13 protein-coding genes and 2 tRNA genes are annotated in these 15,739 nt (G+C 40.6%); 3 read left to right on the forward strand and 12 right to left on the reverse strand.

The annotated features are described in order from the left end of the window. Positions 1 to 16 precede the first annotated feature (16 nt). The 4 genes from ACFS7Z_RS02045 to ACFS7Z_RS02060 form a co-directional block, all read right to left on the reverse strand. Positions 17 to 643, reverse strand: a complete 627-nt coding sequence (locus ACFS7Z_RS02045) for a hypothetical protein (RefSeq protein WP_377480112.1) — start codon at positions 641 to 643, stop codon at positions 17 to 19. 107 nt (positions 644 to 750) lie between these two features. After that, complete coding sequence (locus tag ACFS7Z_RS02050; RefSeq protein ID WP_377480115.1) at positions 751 to 1,515, reverse strand: patatin-like phospholipase family protein; 765 nt, start codon at positions 1,513 to 1,515, stop codon at positions 751 to 753. 3 nt (positions 1,516 to 1,518) lie between these two features. After that, the gene (locus ACFS7Z_RS02055) at positions 1,519 to 2,361 is read right to left on the reverse strand and encodes an MBL fold metallo-hydrolase (protein ID WP_377480119.1); all 843 of its coding nucleotides are present in this window, start codon (positions 2,359 to 2,361) and stop codon (positions 1,519 to 1,521) included. Between the two features lie 244 nt (positions 2,362 to 2,605). Next, complete coding sequence (locus ACFS7Z_RS02060) at positions 2,606 to 3,556, reverse strand: acetyl-CoA carboxylase carboxyltransferase subunit alpha (RefSeq protein WP_377480122.1); 951 nt, start codon at positions 3,554 to 3,556, stop codon at positions 2,606 to 2,608. A 220-nt stretch (positions 3,557 to 3,776) separates the two neighbouring features. Between ACFS7Z_RS02060 and ACFS7Z_RS02065 the strand changes: the two genes are divergently transcribed. The 3 genes from ACFS7Z_RS02065 (at position 3,777) to ACFS7Z_RS02075 (ending at position 4,784) form a co-directional block, all read left to right on the forward strand. Next, positions 3,777 to 3,850 (forward strand) — tRNA-Asp (locus tag ACFS7Z_RS02065). Between the two features lie 52 nt (positions 3,851 to 3,902). Next, positions 3,903 to 3,976 (forward strand) — tRNA-Asp (locus tag ACFS7Z_RS02070). Between the two features lie 70 nt (positions 3,977 to 4,046). Next, complete coding sequence (locus ACFS7Z_RS02075) at positions 4,047 to 4,784, forward strand: class I SAM-dependent methyltransferase (protein WP_377480125.1); 738 nt, start codon at positions 4,047 to 4,049, stop codon at positions 4,782 to 4,784. A 174-nt stretch (positions 4,785 to 4,958) separates the two neighbouring features. Here ACFS7Z_RS02075 and ACFS7Z_RS02080 read toward each other — a convergent pair whose 3' ends face one another. The 8 genes from ACFS7Z_RS02080 to ACFS7Z_RS02115 all read right to left on the reverse strand — a co-directional run bounded on the left by ACFS7Z_RS02080 (position 4,959) and on the right by ACFS7Z_RS02115 (position 15,732). After that, entirely contained in the window at positions 4,959 to 7,520 is a 2,562-nt protein-coding gene (locus tag ACFS7Z_RS02080; protein WP_377480128.1) for an RCC1 domain-containing protein, read from the reverse strand. 15 nt (positions 7,521 to 7,535) lie between these two features. Next, on the reverse strand, positions 7,536 to 7,970 hold the full coding sequence (locus ACFS7Z_RS02085; RefSeq protein WP_377480130.1) for a hypothetical protein: 435 nt from the start codon (positions 7,968 to 7,970) through the stop codon (positions 7,536 to 7,538). 834 nt (positions 7,971 to 8,804) lie between these two features. Next, positions 8,805 to 9,548, reverse strand: coding sequence for a glycosyltransferase family 2 protein (locus tag ACFS7Z_RS02090; protein WP_377480133.1), 744 nt, complete (start codon positions 9,546 to 9,548; stop codon positions 8,805 to 8,807). A 58-nt stretch (positions 9,549 to 9,606) separates the two neighbouring features. Further along, positions 9,607 to 10,158 (reverse strand): WcaF family extracellular polysaccharide biosynthesis acetyltransferase, encoded by a 552-nt coding sequence (locus ACFS7Z_RS02095; protein ID WP_377480136.1) that lies wholly within the window; start codon positions 10,156 to 10,158, stop codon positions 9,607 to 9,609. Between the two features lie 32 nt (positions 10,159 to 10,190). After that, positions 10,191 to 11,147 (reverse strand): glycosyltransferase, encoded by a 957-nt coding sequence (locus ACFS7Z_RS02100; RefSeq protein ID WP_377480139.1) that lies wholly within the window; start codon positions 11,145 to 11,147, stop codon positions 10,191 to 10,193. Positions 11,148 to 11,331: 184 nt separating this feature from the next. Continuing rightward, entirely contained in the window at positions 11,332 to 13,215 is a 1,884-nt protein-coding gene (asnB, locus tag ACFS7Z_RS02105; protein WP_377480142.1) for an asparagine synthase (glutamine-hydrolyzing), read from the reverse strand. Beyond that, complete coding sequence (locus ACFS7Z_RS02110) at positions 13,202 to 14,329, reverse strand: glycosyltransferase family 4 protein (RefSeq protein WP_377480146.1); 1,128 nt, start codon at positions 14,327 to 14,329, stop codon at positions 13,202 to 13,204. The genes asnB and ACFS7Z_RS02110 overlap by 14 nt, the downstream gene beginning before the upstream one ends. Continuing rightward, positions 14,326 to 15,732: a hypothetical protein gene (locus tag ACFS7Z_RS02115; protein WP_377480149.1), complete on the reverse strand. Its 1,407-nt coding sequence runs from the start codon at positions 15,730 to 15,732 to the stop codon at positions 14,326 to 14,328. Before ACFS7Z_RS02115 ends, ACFS7Z_RS02110 begins: the two co-directional genes overlap by 4 nt. Positions 15,733 to 15,739: the final 7 nt, after the last annotated feature.

Consider the following 15,739-nt stretch of genomic DNA (forward strand, 5'->3'; position numbering starts at 1 on the left):
ACACAAAATTTCGCTTTTACAAGGCCTCCTTGATGACGTGCGCGCGCTTACGCCAGATATAAGCCTGCACGCCAAAGCCTAACATGGGGCCGAAAGTAGTGTTGGATTTATCACCCTTCCACTCTTTGAAGTAACGGAAAGTGAGGAGGGGCTCCAGTGCTATTCGCTGGTTGATGAAATGAGCATACCCTACGCCTATTCCACCTTCAAAAAGATTCGACTTCTCACCAGTGGAGAAATTCAGCAATCCTACTTCCAGCGAAAGCTCACCGAAAATACCATTGTCCAGGTAGTAGCGCGTAAACGGGCCGATGAGCATCATGGTCCTTCTGAATTTCTTCTCTTCTTCTTCTGTAATGGAGCGGAAGTTCTCATGTTCCAGTGTTACCGCAAAACCTAAGGCCCAGTCGTGATCTACAAAGTAGCCATTCTTGGTTCTGAGTGTAGCCAGGATGTTAGTGCCTTCCTGTGCCCCCAGTGGCAGATCTAATTCTCTGTTCGTTTTATAAGCGGAGGCACTTAATGTTCCTCCCAATAAGATAGATCCATGCTTTACTTTAGCCGGAACCATAAAGCTTTTGTTTTCCTGAGCTGAAACAGAAACTGAAAATAGCAGAAAGGCGATTAGTAAAAATTTTTGCATAAGGGTTATAGGGTTAATAGGTTTAAGGGTTCGGTGCCCCCTTATACGCAACAACGAAAAAAAGTATCGTATAAATATAATATTTAATAAATTTATTTATAAACAAACTATTTGTTTATCAGGTTACGCAGATACTTCTCCATATGCAGCGTGTACTCATACCCTACCCTGAAGATCTCATCGGCCTTCCTGAAATTGGTGAGCCTGTAATACCGCAGCTCCTGGGGCTCAAGAAAAAGGTCGCAGAGGTGATGGCGCAGTTTAATGTTATTATTGATGGCCAGCAGAACTGTTCGCTCTATCATCCCCCGAAAGCTGGTGACGTGTGCCTGGTGGTTGATAGGGTTTACATGCACTCCTATTTTGATGTCGCAGTTGTTGTGGAGCGGTTCTACAGGTAAGTTGTTTAATAGCCCGCCGTCGTTGAGCAGTTTGCCATTATAGGAAACAGGCTTAAAAAGTATGGGAACGGCCGAAGTGGCTATTAGGGGTTTAATAAGCTCCCCAGATGAAAAGTATACATTAATTCCCTCGTTCATGTCCGTGGTGCCAATCACCACCGGTATCTTCAAATCCTCGAAGCAGGCATTTGCGCCTAAGTGGCTTCTGTAAAGCTTCTCTACCTCCTCCAGGTGCATCAATCCAGAATTTCCGAACGTTGGGCGCATTATTTTGAACAAGCTCAGCTCCTTCACCATCTTCAGGATTTCATCCGGAGTATAGCCATAGGCATACAACACTCCTGCAATCGCTCCTGAACTGACACCAGAGATCATGCTGACTTTTATACCGAGTTCATCTAACGCCTTTAGTACGCCCAAGTGCGCAATACCACGGGCGCCACCGCCCGATAAAGCCAAACCAATCCGCATAAGCTATACTTCGGCTAACGTGAAGGTATCCGCCAGCCGAACGCCTTTTTCCGTATGCTGCACCGTGCAGCACTCATTCATGGGGTCGTGTTCCAGGAAAAGCACATAATTTTCATCAGCCGCCTTTTTCAGGAAAGCGGCTTTCTCATCCAGCGTCAGCAAAGGCCGTGTATCGTAGCCCATCACAAAGGGCAGGGGAATGTGTCCGGTGGAGGGTAACAGGTCAGCCATATAAGCCAGATTGCGGCCCTTGTAAAGGATGATAGGCACCATCATCTTATCCGTGTGGCCATTTGCATAAAAGATGTCAAACTGCGGGAAAGGAGAAGGTGCAGCAGGGTCTATGAACTTCAAATGCCCGCTCTCCTGCATCGGCAGAATATTCTCCTTCAGAAAAGAGGCTTTTTCGCGCGCATTGGGTTTTGTTGCCCACTCCCAATGGTCCGCGTTAGACCAGTAGGTAGCTTTTGGAAACACCAGTTCCAGCGCGCCATCACTGTTTTTATACTTTACGCCGCCCCCGCAGTGGTCAAAGTGCAGGTGCGTCAGGAAAACATCAGTCACATCTGCGTGCGAAAAGCCTGCCGCATGTAAGGATTTCTCCAGGGTCGCATCACCATGCAGGTAATAATGGCTGAAGAACTTCGCATCCTGCTTGTCACCTAGTCCATTGTCAATTAATATTAGTCTGTCCCCGTCTTCAATCAGCAGACAGCGCATTGCCCACGTACAGAGGTTGTTCTCATCGGCAGGATTCGTACGCTGCCACAGCGACTTCGGCACTACCCCAAACATAGCCCCCCCATCGAGTTTGAAAAAACCTGTATCTATCCCGTGTAACTTCATGCTTTTCTGATTTTCTGTTGTGAGAGTAACGGATGTACTGCCCGTTTCGTTTGCAAGTCCGTGTTAAGAATATATGTTATGCCCCCCATCGTAGGTTGGACTTGAGAACTTTCCTACTCTTTGGTGCAGGGGTGGGTACCTGGCTTTTACCATTAAATAGTTAGCAAACAAAAAGATGAACTGGAAACACAGAGGGAATGCTGTCTTTCCAATTCATCCTTCATGAAATTTATCAACAGTAGGATTAGCCTTCCATGACCACGCCCATACTAGAGAACTTATCAATTCGCTGCATGATGCGGTCCTCTGAGTCTATTGATTCCAACTCATCTAATAGCCTGATGATTTCTTTCTTAAGACTGCGCATCATCTTCGCCGGGTCTAGGTGAGCGCCTCCAAGTGGCTCTTTGATGATACCATCTATCAACTTGTTCTGCAGCATGTCTTTTGCAGTGAGCTTCAAGGCTTCAGCAGCCTGCTCTTTATAGTTCCAGCTTCTCCAAAGTATAGAAGAGCAGGACTCCGGTGAAATAACAGAGTACCAGGTATTCTCCAGCATCATCACCCGGTCGCCGATAGCTATACCAAGCGCACCACCTGAAGCCCCCTCTCCTATGATGATACAGATAACCGGCACTTTCAGCATGAACATGTCTTTCAGGTTTCGGGCAATTGCCTCCCCCTGGCCACGCTCCTCGGCCTCCAATCCCGGAAAAGCACCCGGTGTATCAATAAGCGTTACGATAGGGCGACCGAACTTTTCCGCCATCTTCATCAGGCGAAGTGCTTTACGATAGCCTTCTGGATTCGCCATACCAAAATTGCGCAACTGGCGCTGTTTTGTGTTGCGTCCCTTCTGCTGGCCGATAAACATGATGCTGCGTCCATCTACTTCACCAAAACCACCCACCATGGCCTTGTCATCGCTCACGGTGCGGTCGCCGTGAAGTTCTACAAATTTATCAGTGATGCCCTCGATGTAATCTAAGGTATAGGGCCGCTCCGGGTGGCGCGATAGCTGCACGCGCTGCCAGCGGGTCAGGTTGGCGTAGGTTTCCTTTTTAAGGTTCTTTATCTTTTCTTCCAGGGCCTTCACTGCCTCCGAAACATCTACCTGGCTCTCATCTGCCAGTTTCTTCATTTCCTTAAGTTTGCCCTCGAGGGCAGCAATAGGCTGTTCGAAATCTAAAAGCATGGGTTCCTCCTTGTTTAGAATACAAATTTAAGATTTTCCGGTCATGATAGATAGGAAGAGAGAAAATTCTACTCAGTAAAAAATAATCTTCTTGTAAATGAACAAATTAACACTTGATTGACAAAATATAGCGGCAAAAAGAGGTTAGAGGCTTGCACAATCCAATTTAACACTATACATTTGCATCACTTTAACAGACGAAGTTAAAGGAAAACAAAACGGTCTGGTAGTTCAGTTGGTTAGAATGCCGCCCTGTCACGGCGGAGGTCGCGAGTTCGAGTCTCGTCCAGACCGCAGGTAACACTGCGGTAAACGCATCAAAGAGCATAAATTTAGTAGTAATATTGGTCTGGTAGTTCAGTTGGTTAGAATGCCGCCCTGTCACGGCGGAGGTCGCGAGTTCGAGTCTCGTCCAGACCGCGAAAGCCTGAGGTGAAAGCCTCAGGTTTTTTTGCTTTTTATCTTGCAGCTTCTTATTTAATAATATATTATGAATACTTTATTAGAAGAAATTTTTACTTCTCAGCAGTTTAAAAATTCTAAAGGTGAAATTGTCAAAATTCATTCTGAAACTAACAAGGAACAGTGTAAATACCTTCAAAGAATTATAAAGGATAATGAGTTCTCCAAGTCAATTGAGATAGGCTTTGCCTATGGCGTTTCAACACTTGCCATTACTGAAGCAATTGCCAATAATAACGGAAAGCATGTTGTTATAGATAAGTTCCAAAATAGTGGGGGCTGGAATGGCAACGGACTTGAACTCATAAATACAGCAGGATTCAAAGAGCATGTAGACTTTCATGAACAGTATTGCTATGAAGCCCTGCCAAAGCTAATGCTAGAAGGAAAGAAATTCGATTTTGCTTATATAGATTCTACAAAGCAATTCGACTGGATATTTATCAATTTCTTTTACTTGGATAAAATGTTAGATCTAAATGGAATTATTGTATTTGATGACGTGATTTTCCCAGGTATAAGAAAAGTTTTAAGATTTATAGCAAGGCTACCTAATTATAAAGTTTACTCTCAACACCCTAAGAACTATCTACCTTCTTTAGCTAGGAGATCTGCATCTTTTTTAAGTGCTCTTCCAAACTCAGAAAAGTTTTTTAGAGATGATTTATTGACTTCTGATTATCAAATGGGAGTAAACTCTGGTTGTGTTGCTGTAAAAAAAGTTGATGAAGATAATAGAAATTGGGACTGGCATGTAGATTTTTAATCTTATACAATAACAGAAGGTAGGCGCATTTTTAAATTTTATATACTATTTAAATCTAAATAGCCACAATATTTTCCAGGTATTGCCATCTAAGAAAAGGGCAGGTAACACTGGAGTTACCTACCCTTTTCTTAGCTATAATTATCATTATTTGCAATAGCGTTTATAAAGCTCTTATTTCTCTAATACCAGTTTCAGACTTCGAACCATAGTTCGTGTTGACAGCCTTGCAATATACATTCCATTTGCCATACCATTTCCACTCAATTCATATTCATAAAGTTTATTAGCTTTTGCTGTTCCTGATTTTACTTGTGATACAAGCGCGCCTCTCATATCATAAATATCTAAGGTAAAGTTTTCTTCATTTTCCAAAGAGAAAGCTAAAACAGATTTATCAGAGAAGGAAGTAGGATAACAGTAAAACTTATTGGATACTGTTTCAAAATCTCCTAAGGCTATTAAGGCGGATGTTGTAGAAGTAGATTTTATTGTTGATTTATGTATAACAATTGAACCGCCACCGAGGGCTGTAACAGGATCACTATCTTCTCCTTGTGTTGAGGAATTCACATTGTTGTCATACAATACTCCTCCTCCATTCCAGACTCTGATTCTGAACTTGTCTACGCCCCCACTGATTTGCCCATCTATTACTGAAACCATAAAGTTATATGTTCCAGGCATACCTTCTACAGTACCGGTACCCTTATACTTAGCCTTGTTCCCTCCTACTATCAAAGAGCAGTCTTCATAGTTACTGCTCTTAAAATTTAGTTGTGCATTCCTAAACTGAAATTCCGTTTGGCCAACAGGTATAGAACTACCGTTTTTGTATTTAGAAACAAAACCAAAAGAAGCCTTACCTGTAAGATTGATGTCTGGAGTATAAGCTCCAGGAGGAGAATCTATCCATCCACCACCTGTTACAAAACCACCATTAGGGTCATATATTACAATGTACCTATGTTCTGTATAAGCACTGCCACAATTATCTTTTACTGTCAAAGTTACTTTATAAACACCCGGCACATTATAGGTAAAACTTCCACTTACCCTGAAAGGATCTGTTGTTGTACCGCTACCTCCTACTAATATCCCAGCATTATTACTTGCCTCATCATTCTCGTCCCATTTCCATGTTATTATTTTCGCAGAAAGGTTGTCATCCACAAAAATTCCATTCAATGTTATTGTAGTCCCCCCACTTACAAAAGCAATAGGTTCTGTAGGAGCATCTGTTATACTTACCTCTGCAGGAGGTCCCTCTACTATAACATCTTTAGTAACTGTGGCAGAGCATGTTCCTTGTCTGATGGTTAGTTTTACTGTATGCATTCCGGCAGCAGTAAAGGTATAGGAAGGATTCTGATCAGTATTATTATCAACTATATTATCACCGTTGAAATCCCACTCTAAAATAGCATTCTGAGAAACACCAGTAGAAGTACTGGTAAATGAAGTAGCTGTTCCCGAGCAGGCCACGGTAGCAGTAAATTGAGGCACTGGGTTTGTACATGAGCCAATGTTAAGTTCAACTACCTGTACAGGTTTGTTATAATCGGAACTGGTTCCATTGCCTAGTTGTCCCGAATCGCCATCACCCCAACCGTATATTGTGCCATCGGATTTGAGTGCAAGGTTGTGCTTAAATCCAGAAGAAATAGCATTGATATTGGTTAAATCTGCCACCAATATGGGCTTCATTGACCAAGAATTAGAGGTATTTCCAAGCTCACCATGTACACCATTCCCCCAAGTAAAGGCAGTAGCATCAGATTTAAGAGCGAAGCTATGATACTCTCCGGCGGAAATAGCAGTAGCATTTATCATTAGGCTTGTCACAGGTCTGCCAGAGTTTGAAGACATTCCGTTACCTAGTTGGCCAAAAGCCCCATACCCCCATGCTAGTACAGTTTTATCTTTACCAATGGCGAGACTATGAAGTCCGCCTGCAGCAACAGCAATAGCACCAGTGATACCTACTACCTGTACTGGACTATTTCGATTCATGTAATAAGTATCACCTAACTGTCCATTTCCACCGTGCCCCCATGCATAAATTGTTCCATCTCGTTTCAAAGCAAGGTTGTGCCAATGCCCGGCTGCTATGGCAATGATATCAGTTAATCCATTAACCTGCACCGGAATATTTGAATTTGAGTTGTTACCATTCCCAAGTTCCCCTTCAAAGTTGTACCCCCAAGCGTAAACAGTTCCATCTCTCTTTAGGGCTATACTGTGACTATTACCAGCGGCAATAGCTATCACATCTGTTAAGTTTAGAATCTGGACCGGAACACGGGAATCAGAATTATTGCCATTACCTAGCTGCCCATGAAATCCAAACCCCCAGGCATGTACAGTTTTATCCGATGTAAGTGCAAGGCTATGATAATAACCCGCAGCAGTACTGATAACAGTTTTACCATTCAAGGAGCCTACAGTTGTTATCTCATATTTAGTAGTTCTATCCACAAGGTCTCCTGTCCCTAGTTGTCCTTTATCATTCTCCCCCCAGGTATAGACTTTTCCATCACCAGAGACTGCTGTAGAGTGTCTGGAGGCAGAACCTTGGCCTAAACTCTGCGCTATAGACTTCATTGGCACTAGCTGAGAAATAAGAAGCAGAAAAAATGCAGAATAGAAAAAAGTCTGCTTTTGGTAATTTATAGCCACTGCTCCCATTACTACCTTGTGGTGGAAATTAAAATAGGGTAAAAAATTATTTTCCATAAGAAAGTTCTTTGACTATAGTTTTGAAATATTTGCGTTGATAGTTAGCTCTAAAGAAGCAGAATCACTGATTCTCAGAGGCACGTAAATTGCAGGATCTTGCTGTTCGCAGCTTCCTATAAGTTCTTTACCACCTTCTAATGGTATGAGTAGTCCTGGGAGTTTCAGCTCGCTTTGATCTGTTTTCACAGCTAACTCCCAATTTCCAGCCACATTTTCTGGTCCTCCATTAACTACACGTAGTAATAAAGTCTGATTACCCTTACAATCACTAAGCAGGTAATAAAAGCTGACTCCATTAACCTCTTTAAGAAAAGTCCAATCACTGCTAGTGGATTGCGCCCTTGTAATGGGAGCAGCCATTAAGCTAACCATTATTGTCAAAGCAATAGCACGACAAGACAGCAAAAGCGCCCTTGGCGCCAGTTTTAAAAACCGGAATTCATTCATAAAATTTAAAATTGGAAGTAGGATGTTGGATTAAAAAAGAAACTGTAAAAAGAAAAAAGTGCTGATTTAAAAAAAAGTTTATTTTAGATTATTAGGATACAAATTAGAACAAATTTTGCATTCTACGTCATTTAGTATAATCCATAATAAGATAATTCTTATTATTTTAGCTAAAGGCTTAATTTCTCCTGTTAATAATCAATTTCTGCAGGTCAAGTAAAATTATGATTATGTTTATTTTAGTTTGATCAAAATAGTATAAAGAATTTAAAAAATAGCCAATAAATTAGATAGAAATATCAGAAGAAAGATTATAAAGAAACTAAATAATTTTTTATTACATGCGGTACTAATTAATAGTATGATGCTAGTTTCAACTATTATGGGAGTTTAATTATATTTTATAACTTTCTTTTACAAGTACTTGAAGCTATATCATAATTAAAAAGTACAACTATCATAATAAACTAGGAAGCTGCAAAATGAGCTAAATTAGCATGTTTAGAGGCTTCCAAAAGATACTTTATCTGTGTCTAAGTTATTTAAAAATAGCTTCTAATTTTAAATCCTGTCGGAGATAACCTATGATACTAAGAATCATAGAAATATAAAGTGTATCAAGATAGTTACTTTTCCTTCTGCTGATAAGCTACTAAACTTGTGTGGCGGGAAGTGGAGGAGAAAATAAAAGTCTCTGTGACTATTATACAAGCTGAGTCTAAGATGATTTATGGTTCATCACAACTTTATTAGCTCAGCAGCATTCTAGATTTTGTGCGGCTGAGGATATAGAGAACAATTACCTCAGAATATAGAAAAGCTTTTTCAATGCCTTTATAAATACTGCGTAAGCTTTCTGAGTGGCTTTAGAAAGCGGGTGTAAAAGCGTGGTTGCAATCCATTGATGCGCCAGGCCGAATAATCTTCTTTATTTGCCCGGATTCTGTTCTTTATTGTTACATTGCTCTTTCCGCCTGTCCGCATCCTCACAAGGCATTCAGGTACATAAACTGTACTGATACTATACTTATACAAAAAGCGCAACATTAGCTCATAATCTGCAGCGCTCCTAAAGCCGGTATTATACAGACCTAAGCGCTCATACACCTCCCGTTTCACGTAAAAAGTTGGGTGTGGGGGCATCCAGCCATAAATAAACTTTTCGCGGTTAAACTTCCCGGATTTCCAGTTACGGATAATTTTCTCAGGCTTTTCCCTATCTACATATACTAGATCAGCATATATACTGTCGGTATTATGGGCTCTGAAAGCATCTGCTACGGCTTTTATGGAATCCTTTGAATTGAACATATCATCGGAATGCAAAAAGCCTATCACATCGCCTGATGCCATGCCAATACCTTTATTGATGGCATCGTATAAACCTCTGTCTTCTCCAGAAATGAATTTTGTAATGCGATTGTCATAACTTTTCACTACATCAACTGTACCGTCAGTTGACAGACCGTCAACTACTATATATTCAATATTCGGATAGGATTGGTCCAGTACAGATTCGATAGCATCGGCTATTGTTTGACAGTTGTTGTAGACGATAGTAATGATAGAGACTTTCACAGATGATTAATGTTAGCAAATGCCTTAGGTATCAAATAACTACAGCATATTTCTGATTCTACTCAAGTATTCTTTCCCGCTTCGCGACGGCAGGATTACCCTGATAAATGGTGTAGGGTTCTAAAATTCTGGTTGCTACAGATCCAGCAGCCAAAACACTATGGGAGCCACAGGTAACATTAGGGCATACGATGGCCTTTGCCCCAATCCAGGAACCTTCCTTCAGATGTATCTCCCCTACTAACAAATCAAATGCTGATTGTTTATAATCGTGGCTACCTGTAAGCAGCATACAACCTTGTGAGAGCGTGCTGTTATCGGCTATTGTCACCGTTACTAAATTATCAATCCAAACATTCTCTCCTATCCAGACATGGTTGCCAATAACCAAATGCCATGGATATTTGATATTTACCCCGGTTTTTATGATGACTCCTTTGCCAACTTTAGCACCAAAAAATCGTAATAAATGCACCTTTAAACCACTTACAGGATTCAGGGGGTTGAGTAAGAATAGTACATTGAAAAAATGCCAGAGAGTACGTTTAAATGCGCTCCCTCCAGGATTGTACCAGTCGTTGTTGTAAAAGGCTAGATTAACCTTTGGCATGATGTTAGTTTCAGAAATCACTAGCTCTTTTATTAGTGAAGCATCAAGTGGTTCTGCTTGATTGCTTGCTCATCATTCAAAAATTTTTGGCTGTATTCATAGGCCAGCTCAGAGTGAAAATCATATTCTTCCTGCTTCATTTCAGTGTAAAAACTTATGGCCTTAATATATTCCTTAATGTTAGTCAAGGGAAGATCAAATCCGATGCTAAGGCTAGAAAGATTCTGCCAGGGTGTTTGGTCACTAATGATAACAGGACAGCCAGCGGTAAAGCTTTCCAAAATGATATGCCCAAAGTTTTCACCGCGGGTAGGCATCAACAGGGCATGATAATTTTTTAAAGTTGCTGCCACGCTTTCACTTTTTAAACTTCCTCTGTAGTTAACAATCACATTAAGCGGCAGCCGCTGTATTATTTCCTGGCACTCGTTCCAATAATTAGTATTATAAACAGGCCCGAAAATATCAAACTTAATCGATCCTATGCCTTCACATCTTTCCAGAACTTCCAGCGCAAACTTTGTATTTTTTTCAGGAGAAATGCGTGCCACACTTATTAGTTTTAACTCCCCTTTATGTTTTGGCCGTTGTTCGTTGGCAAGTGCAACAGCCTTTTTTGGAAGGTTCGGGGCGATCACCACATTCGCTTTAGCACCTATAACCTTCACTATATCCTGCTTCTCCCCTTCATGAGTAGCATGGAAGCGTATGCCTTTATACAATCCCATCAGTTGAGCTGCCTTTAAGAAAAATTTTTTCTTTCTTCCTTTTACCTCAATGGCACTTTTGGCTAACATGCCCCTGGCAGAAATTATGATGTTCTGATGTTTGAGTCGCTTTAGAATTAAAAGGGGAAGAAGTGAAAAATAAAAGGAGTAAATACCGTTTACAAATACAGTATCAGGTTTAAGGGTCTTGATTACCTCTGATAGATTTTGATAATTAAGCTGATCAGAAGAAAAATAATACACCTGTAAATTATCTTCCAACTTATTCCAGTAATTAGATTTGATACCCTTATAAGGTTCGGTCTCACAATAATCAGTATTACGCGTAATTACATAAAAGTCAAACTCGTGCCTGAGGTGCGCGACAATATTGGCACAAGACTGTATAGGCCCTCCAGCCTTGAAGCCTGGCAGAAACCAGTCGATTGTGATGAGGATTCGTTTTCTATGCTTTAAGATCATTTTGCTCAACCCAATTTTCCAATACCACAAGCGACCACACTCTTGACCACGTAACAGCAGCATCACCTGCCAAGAAGCGGTGCCACAGCAAGTGCAATTCTTCCGAGTTCAAGATTCCACGGTTACCAAGGCTCTTGATTTTTTCATCTGCTAAGCTATATAGCTCCTGTTTCATCCATTTTTGCCAGGGCAAAGTAAAACCCATCTTCGGCCTGTTTATTATCTCCATGGGTAGCAGGCTACCTAAGGCATCTGTCAGCAACTTTTTGGGTGAGGTAGGGTATTTGTATTTATCAGGCACCCCCAGCACATACTCTACCAACTCAAAATCCAGGAACGGCACACGCACCTCTAAAGCATGTGCCATACTCATCTGATCCGTATCGCGCAGGAGAGTGTTTTGCATATAGGTACCTATTTCGGCCGCCGACACCTGGCTCAGCAACGGCAGTTTAGTATCATTTTGTTCCTGTAGCTTAAAGCTTTCCTCCAGAATCTGCTGTACACGATTATCTTCTAAGCTAGCACGACCCGTTAGTTGCAAGAGATAATCATCAGGAAGCACCTGGCGGGTGATAGGATAGGTGTTACTTAACTTCCAGGAGGGCATACTTAGCAACTCATTTAGTTTCGAAGACGCAACAGATGGCTTTAATGCCTTCAAAGAGCGTCCTGCCACTCGGCGAAGAGACAGCGGCAAAGTTGAAAACCATTGATATTGGTGAAGGACTGTCATGCGCTTAAAAACATCATAACCGGCAAATAACTCATCGCCTCCCAAACCAGAAAGAGCCATCGTTATACCGGCCTCCTTTGTTACTTTAGACACCACATACGTATTAGGGCCGTCTCCACTGGGGTGATCCATAGCCTGCAAAGCAGAAGGAATCAGCTCCAGGAAATCATCAGGCGATAATTTAATTTCTGTATGTTCAGTGTTGAATTTTTTAGCAATGGCCGCTGCGTATCTCGCTTCACTATATGCTTCTTCCTCAAACGTAACGGAGAAAGTTTTAACCCGGTGCTTTGCTACCTGGCTCATGAGTCCAACAACAGCACTCGAATCTATGCCTCCTGAAAGAAATGCTCCAAAAGGCACATCAGCCACCATCCTTCGGGCAACAGCCTTTTGCAGTAGATCATGAACGTCATGTTTAATCATTTCGTAGGACTTACCTTCAGTTTGCCTGCTATAGTTCATTTCAGGAGACCAATATGACGCCATGGCCATCTTTCCTTTGATAATGCTGATATAGTGACCAGGTAACAGCATTTTCACACCCAGTATCATGGTGTCAGGCGCATGTACCGCCTGGTAGCGCAGGTAATCTGCTAAAGCAGCCTTGTTTAGCTTCCGTTGTACAAGTCCGCTGGAGAGTAGCCCCCGCACCTCTGAAGAAAAAAGCAGGCACTGCTCTTTCTGGTAAAAATACAAAGGTTTAATTCCCAGGCGATCCCGGAAAAGGAAAATTTCATTTTGGGCTCTGTCCCAGATTGCAAAGGCAAACATGCCATTGAAATGATGCACACACTCGCGACCCCACTTCTGCCAGGCCGCCAGTATAACTTCAGTATCAGTTTGTGTGCGGTACGGGTAATTGTTGAGTTCCTGCTTTAGTTCTCTGTAGTTATAAATTTCACCATTAAATACTAACACTAGGTTGCCATCAGAACTTAACATTGGCTGATGACCTGCGTTAGATAAATCAATGATGGAAAGTCTGCGCTGGCCCATAGCAATACCTGGTACCACAAAACTTCCGCAGTCGTCGGGGCCACGGTGCGCTATGGCTCCGTTCATGGCATCTAATACTTTGCTTGCTTCTTCAGTAGATGCTAAACCTATGATGCCATTAATGCCGCACATGCTCTCTTTCTTTCAATTCTTTGATAATATCAGTAAGTCTGGCTGTAAATTTACTAAATCCGAACTTACTAATTACCCTTCGCTGTAAATCAATCTTTTCCTCATGATTCATTTTATGCGCCAGATTTTGCAGAATTGCTGTTGCTATAGCATCATGATCTGTAGGATCTACTAATGTGCCTAAGTTACCATGATCTAAAGCATCTACGCTACCATCAACATTTCCTGCAACAACAGGTAAACCACAGGCCATTGCTTCTATATAAACAATCCCAAACCCCTCTTCCCTACTTGGCATAACAAAAAGATCACTTAAAAGATAATGATCAGTTAATTCCTCATCTGGCACAAAGCCTGTAAGAAGTAAATTGTCGAAAACTCCAACCTGCTTTGCAAGCATAGTGACGCGTTCATATTCCTGCTGATCATACTTCCCAACTATAACATACTTAATATCAGGGTAAACAGCGATAACCAAAGGCAGAGCTTTTATAACTGTGTCATAACCTTTATATCCTTCTTTTGAAGAGAGCCGACAAAGAGAAAGAATAACAGGCTGTCTATCAAAAATGTGGTAGCGTTGAAGCAGATATGCTGGTTTTAGAAACTCAGTAGGAAAAAAGAAGAATGGATCAAGCGTATTAGGAAATAATATTATTTTGGTGCCTATAATCTGATGCTTCGTCATTAGCTTTTGTTTTGTAAAGCTACTGACGGATAGTATGACATCTGTTGAATTTAAAAGCTTTTTTTTAGCCCATGAAAGATCGTACCATACATCGATACCATGCGTAATTAATATAAGTTTGATATTAGGATTTATCATCTTAGCTGCTAATCCCACAATTGCCAGATTTATATGGCCTATGATCAAAACATCAGCAGAAAATATCTTTTTTAGAATTCCAAAAATATAACTAGCGCGTTTCCCACGGTACCCTCTAAAAGCAGCCTCTTTTATATAGTTTGAATCAGAGGAGGTATCATAAGCAGATATGACTTCTAATGAGATCTCATCAATGTGTGCGTCGACAGCTCTTATGAATGATTTGTTAAACTTTTCTATCCCCCCATGACCTAAAAAGGAGGTAAGATAGGTGAAAATAACTTTCAATTCTTCTTAAGGTATAAGTCTAGTTTTGGAACAATGAATTTATTTAGAAGATAAAACACCATGAAGTACATAATCAAATTACCGACTAGCTTAATAGATGCTATTTCATAAGTGCCAACAAAATAAAAAAGCGGAGCAATAAGAGCATAACCCCAAGTTACATTGTAAGCATTTTTAAGAAAGTATCTATAAATACCACCTATCAATAAACCCATTAAGGCTAAAGGAATAAACATAAATACAGGGCCAAAATCAATGTAACTATCAGCCATATAACCAAGGCTAAAGGAAGCACCCATTTCACCTGTAGCAACGCTTAGGCCAGTATATTTATTTAAATGTTTAGAGTCATCAATGGCCTCTTTATCAGGAAAGAAAATTCTGGGTTTAAAAACGTGTGTTATGGCGCTAAACCAAACCTTTCCGTTTTCATGTGGTAGGCGCTCAGGAACATAAGCGATAGCTCCTGAAAAGAAATCTATATATGAAATTCGATTGACTAACTCAAAACGAGCTTTCGCTATTGTCTCGTCTGGCACTTCGCTTGCTAATTTAAAAAAATAATCTAGCGCATCTTCTCTGGAGACTGTTACTATCTGTTGCCTCTCACCTCCTGATAAAAACATTCTATAGTCACTTTTGATAGCAGTCCACAATACTCCCAGACTGAATACTATATAGCCTAGGAATGCTAAAGGAATTAGTTTCGACAGCTTTATTTTTCTGATAACGGTCGCGGCTCCGATAAATGAGAAAAAAAGAATTTCTTTAAATGAAGAAAAATAGGCAGCAAACCCTATTAATACCTCTAAAATAATGATAGAAATTAAAATCAAATAATTTTTTTTGCTTTCTGATTTAGCTATAGTAATAAAGAGGAGTATAAAAAAGGACCACTTAAGAAGTGTGAATGCATAAGTAACTTGAGCTAATCCACCAAATGAAAGAAATGAGGAACCTAATAAAGTAACAAAAGTAGAAAAGCTTATATAGATAAGTACTAGTCTTGTGATGTTATAACTAACAAAATTTTTTTCATCAGCCTCAGATAATGCTTTAGGTTTGTGTAAAACTGTGATTATGGAAACAGTCAGAACAACTAGTCCTAGTAAAGAAAGGGCGTAGGCTGTATAAATATCTTCAGCAAAAACATGGAAGTTATCGAAGTCTAAATCATATATATCACTATAGAGTAGTTTGATTGAAACAGCAACCCACTGGTAAAGCAGTCCTACAAAAAGGATAGGGGGCTCTGGCTTTCTCCATAGTAATAAAAAAAACGGAATGACAGAAATACAAGCAACTGTTGCAATAGGGTTAACCGTCAGAAAAGCAGCTATGAGAAGTAGGATAAATAAAAATATCCATATATTATTATTATTATTATTATCTGCTGCTAGCATTGATAAG

Origin of the sequence: Pontibacter toksunensis (genome assembly GCF_042686245.1) — a bacterium.
In the GTDB taxonomy this organism is placed as follows: Bacteria; Bacteroidota; Bacteroidia; order Cytophagales; family Hymenobacteraceae; genus Pontibacter; species Pontibacter toksunensis.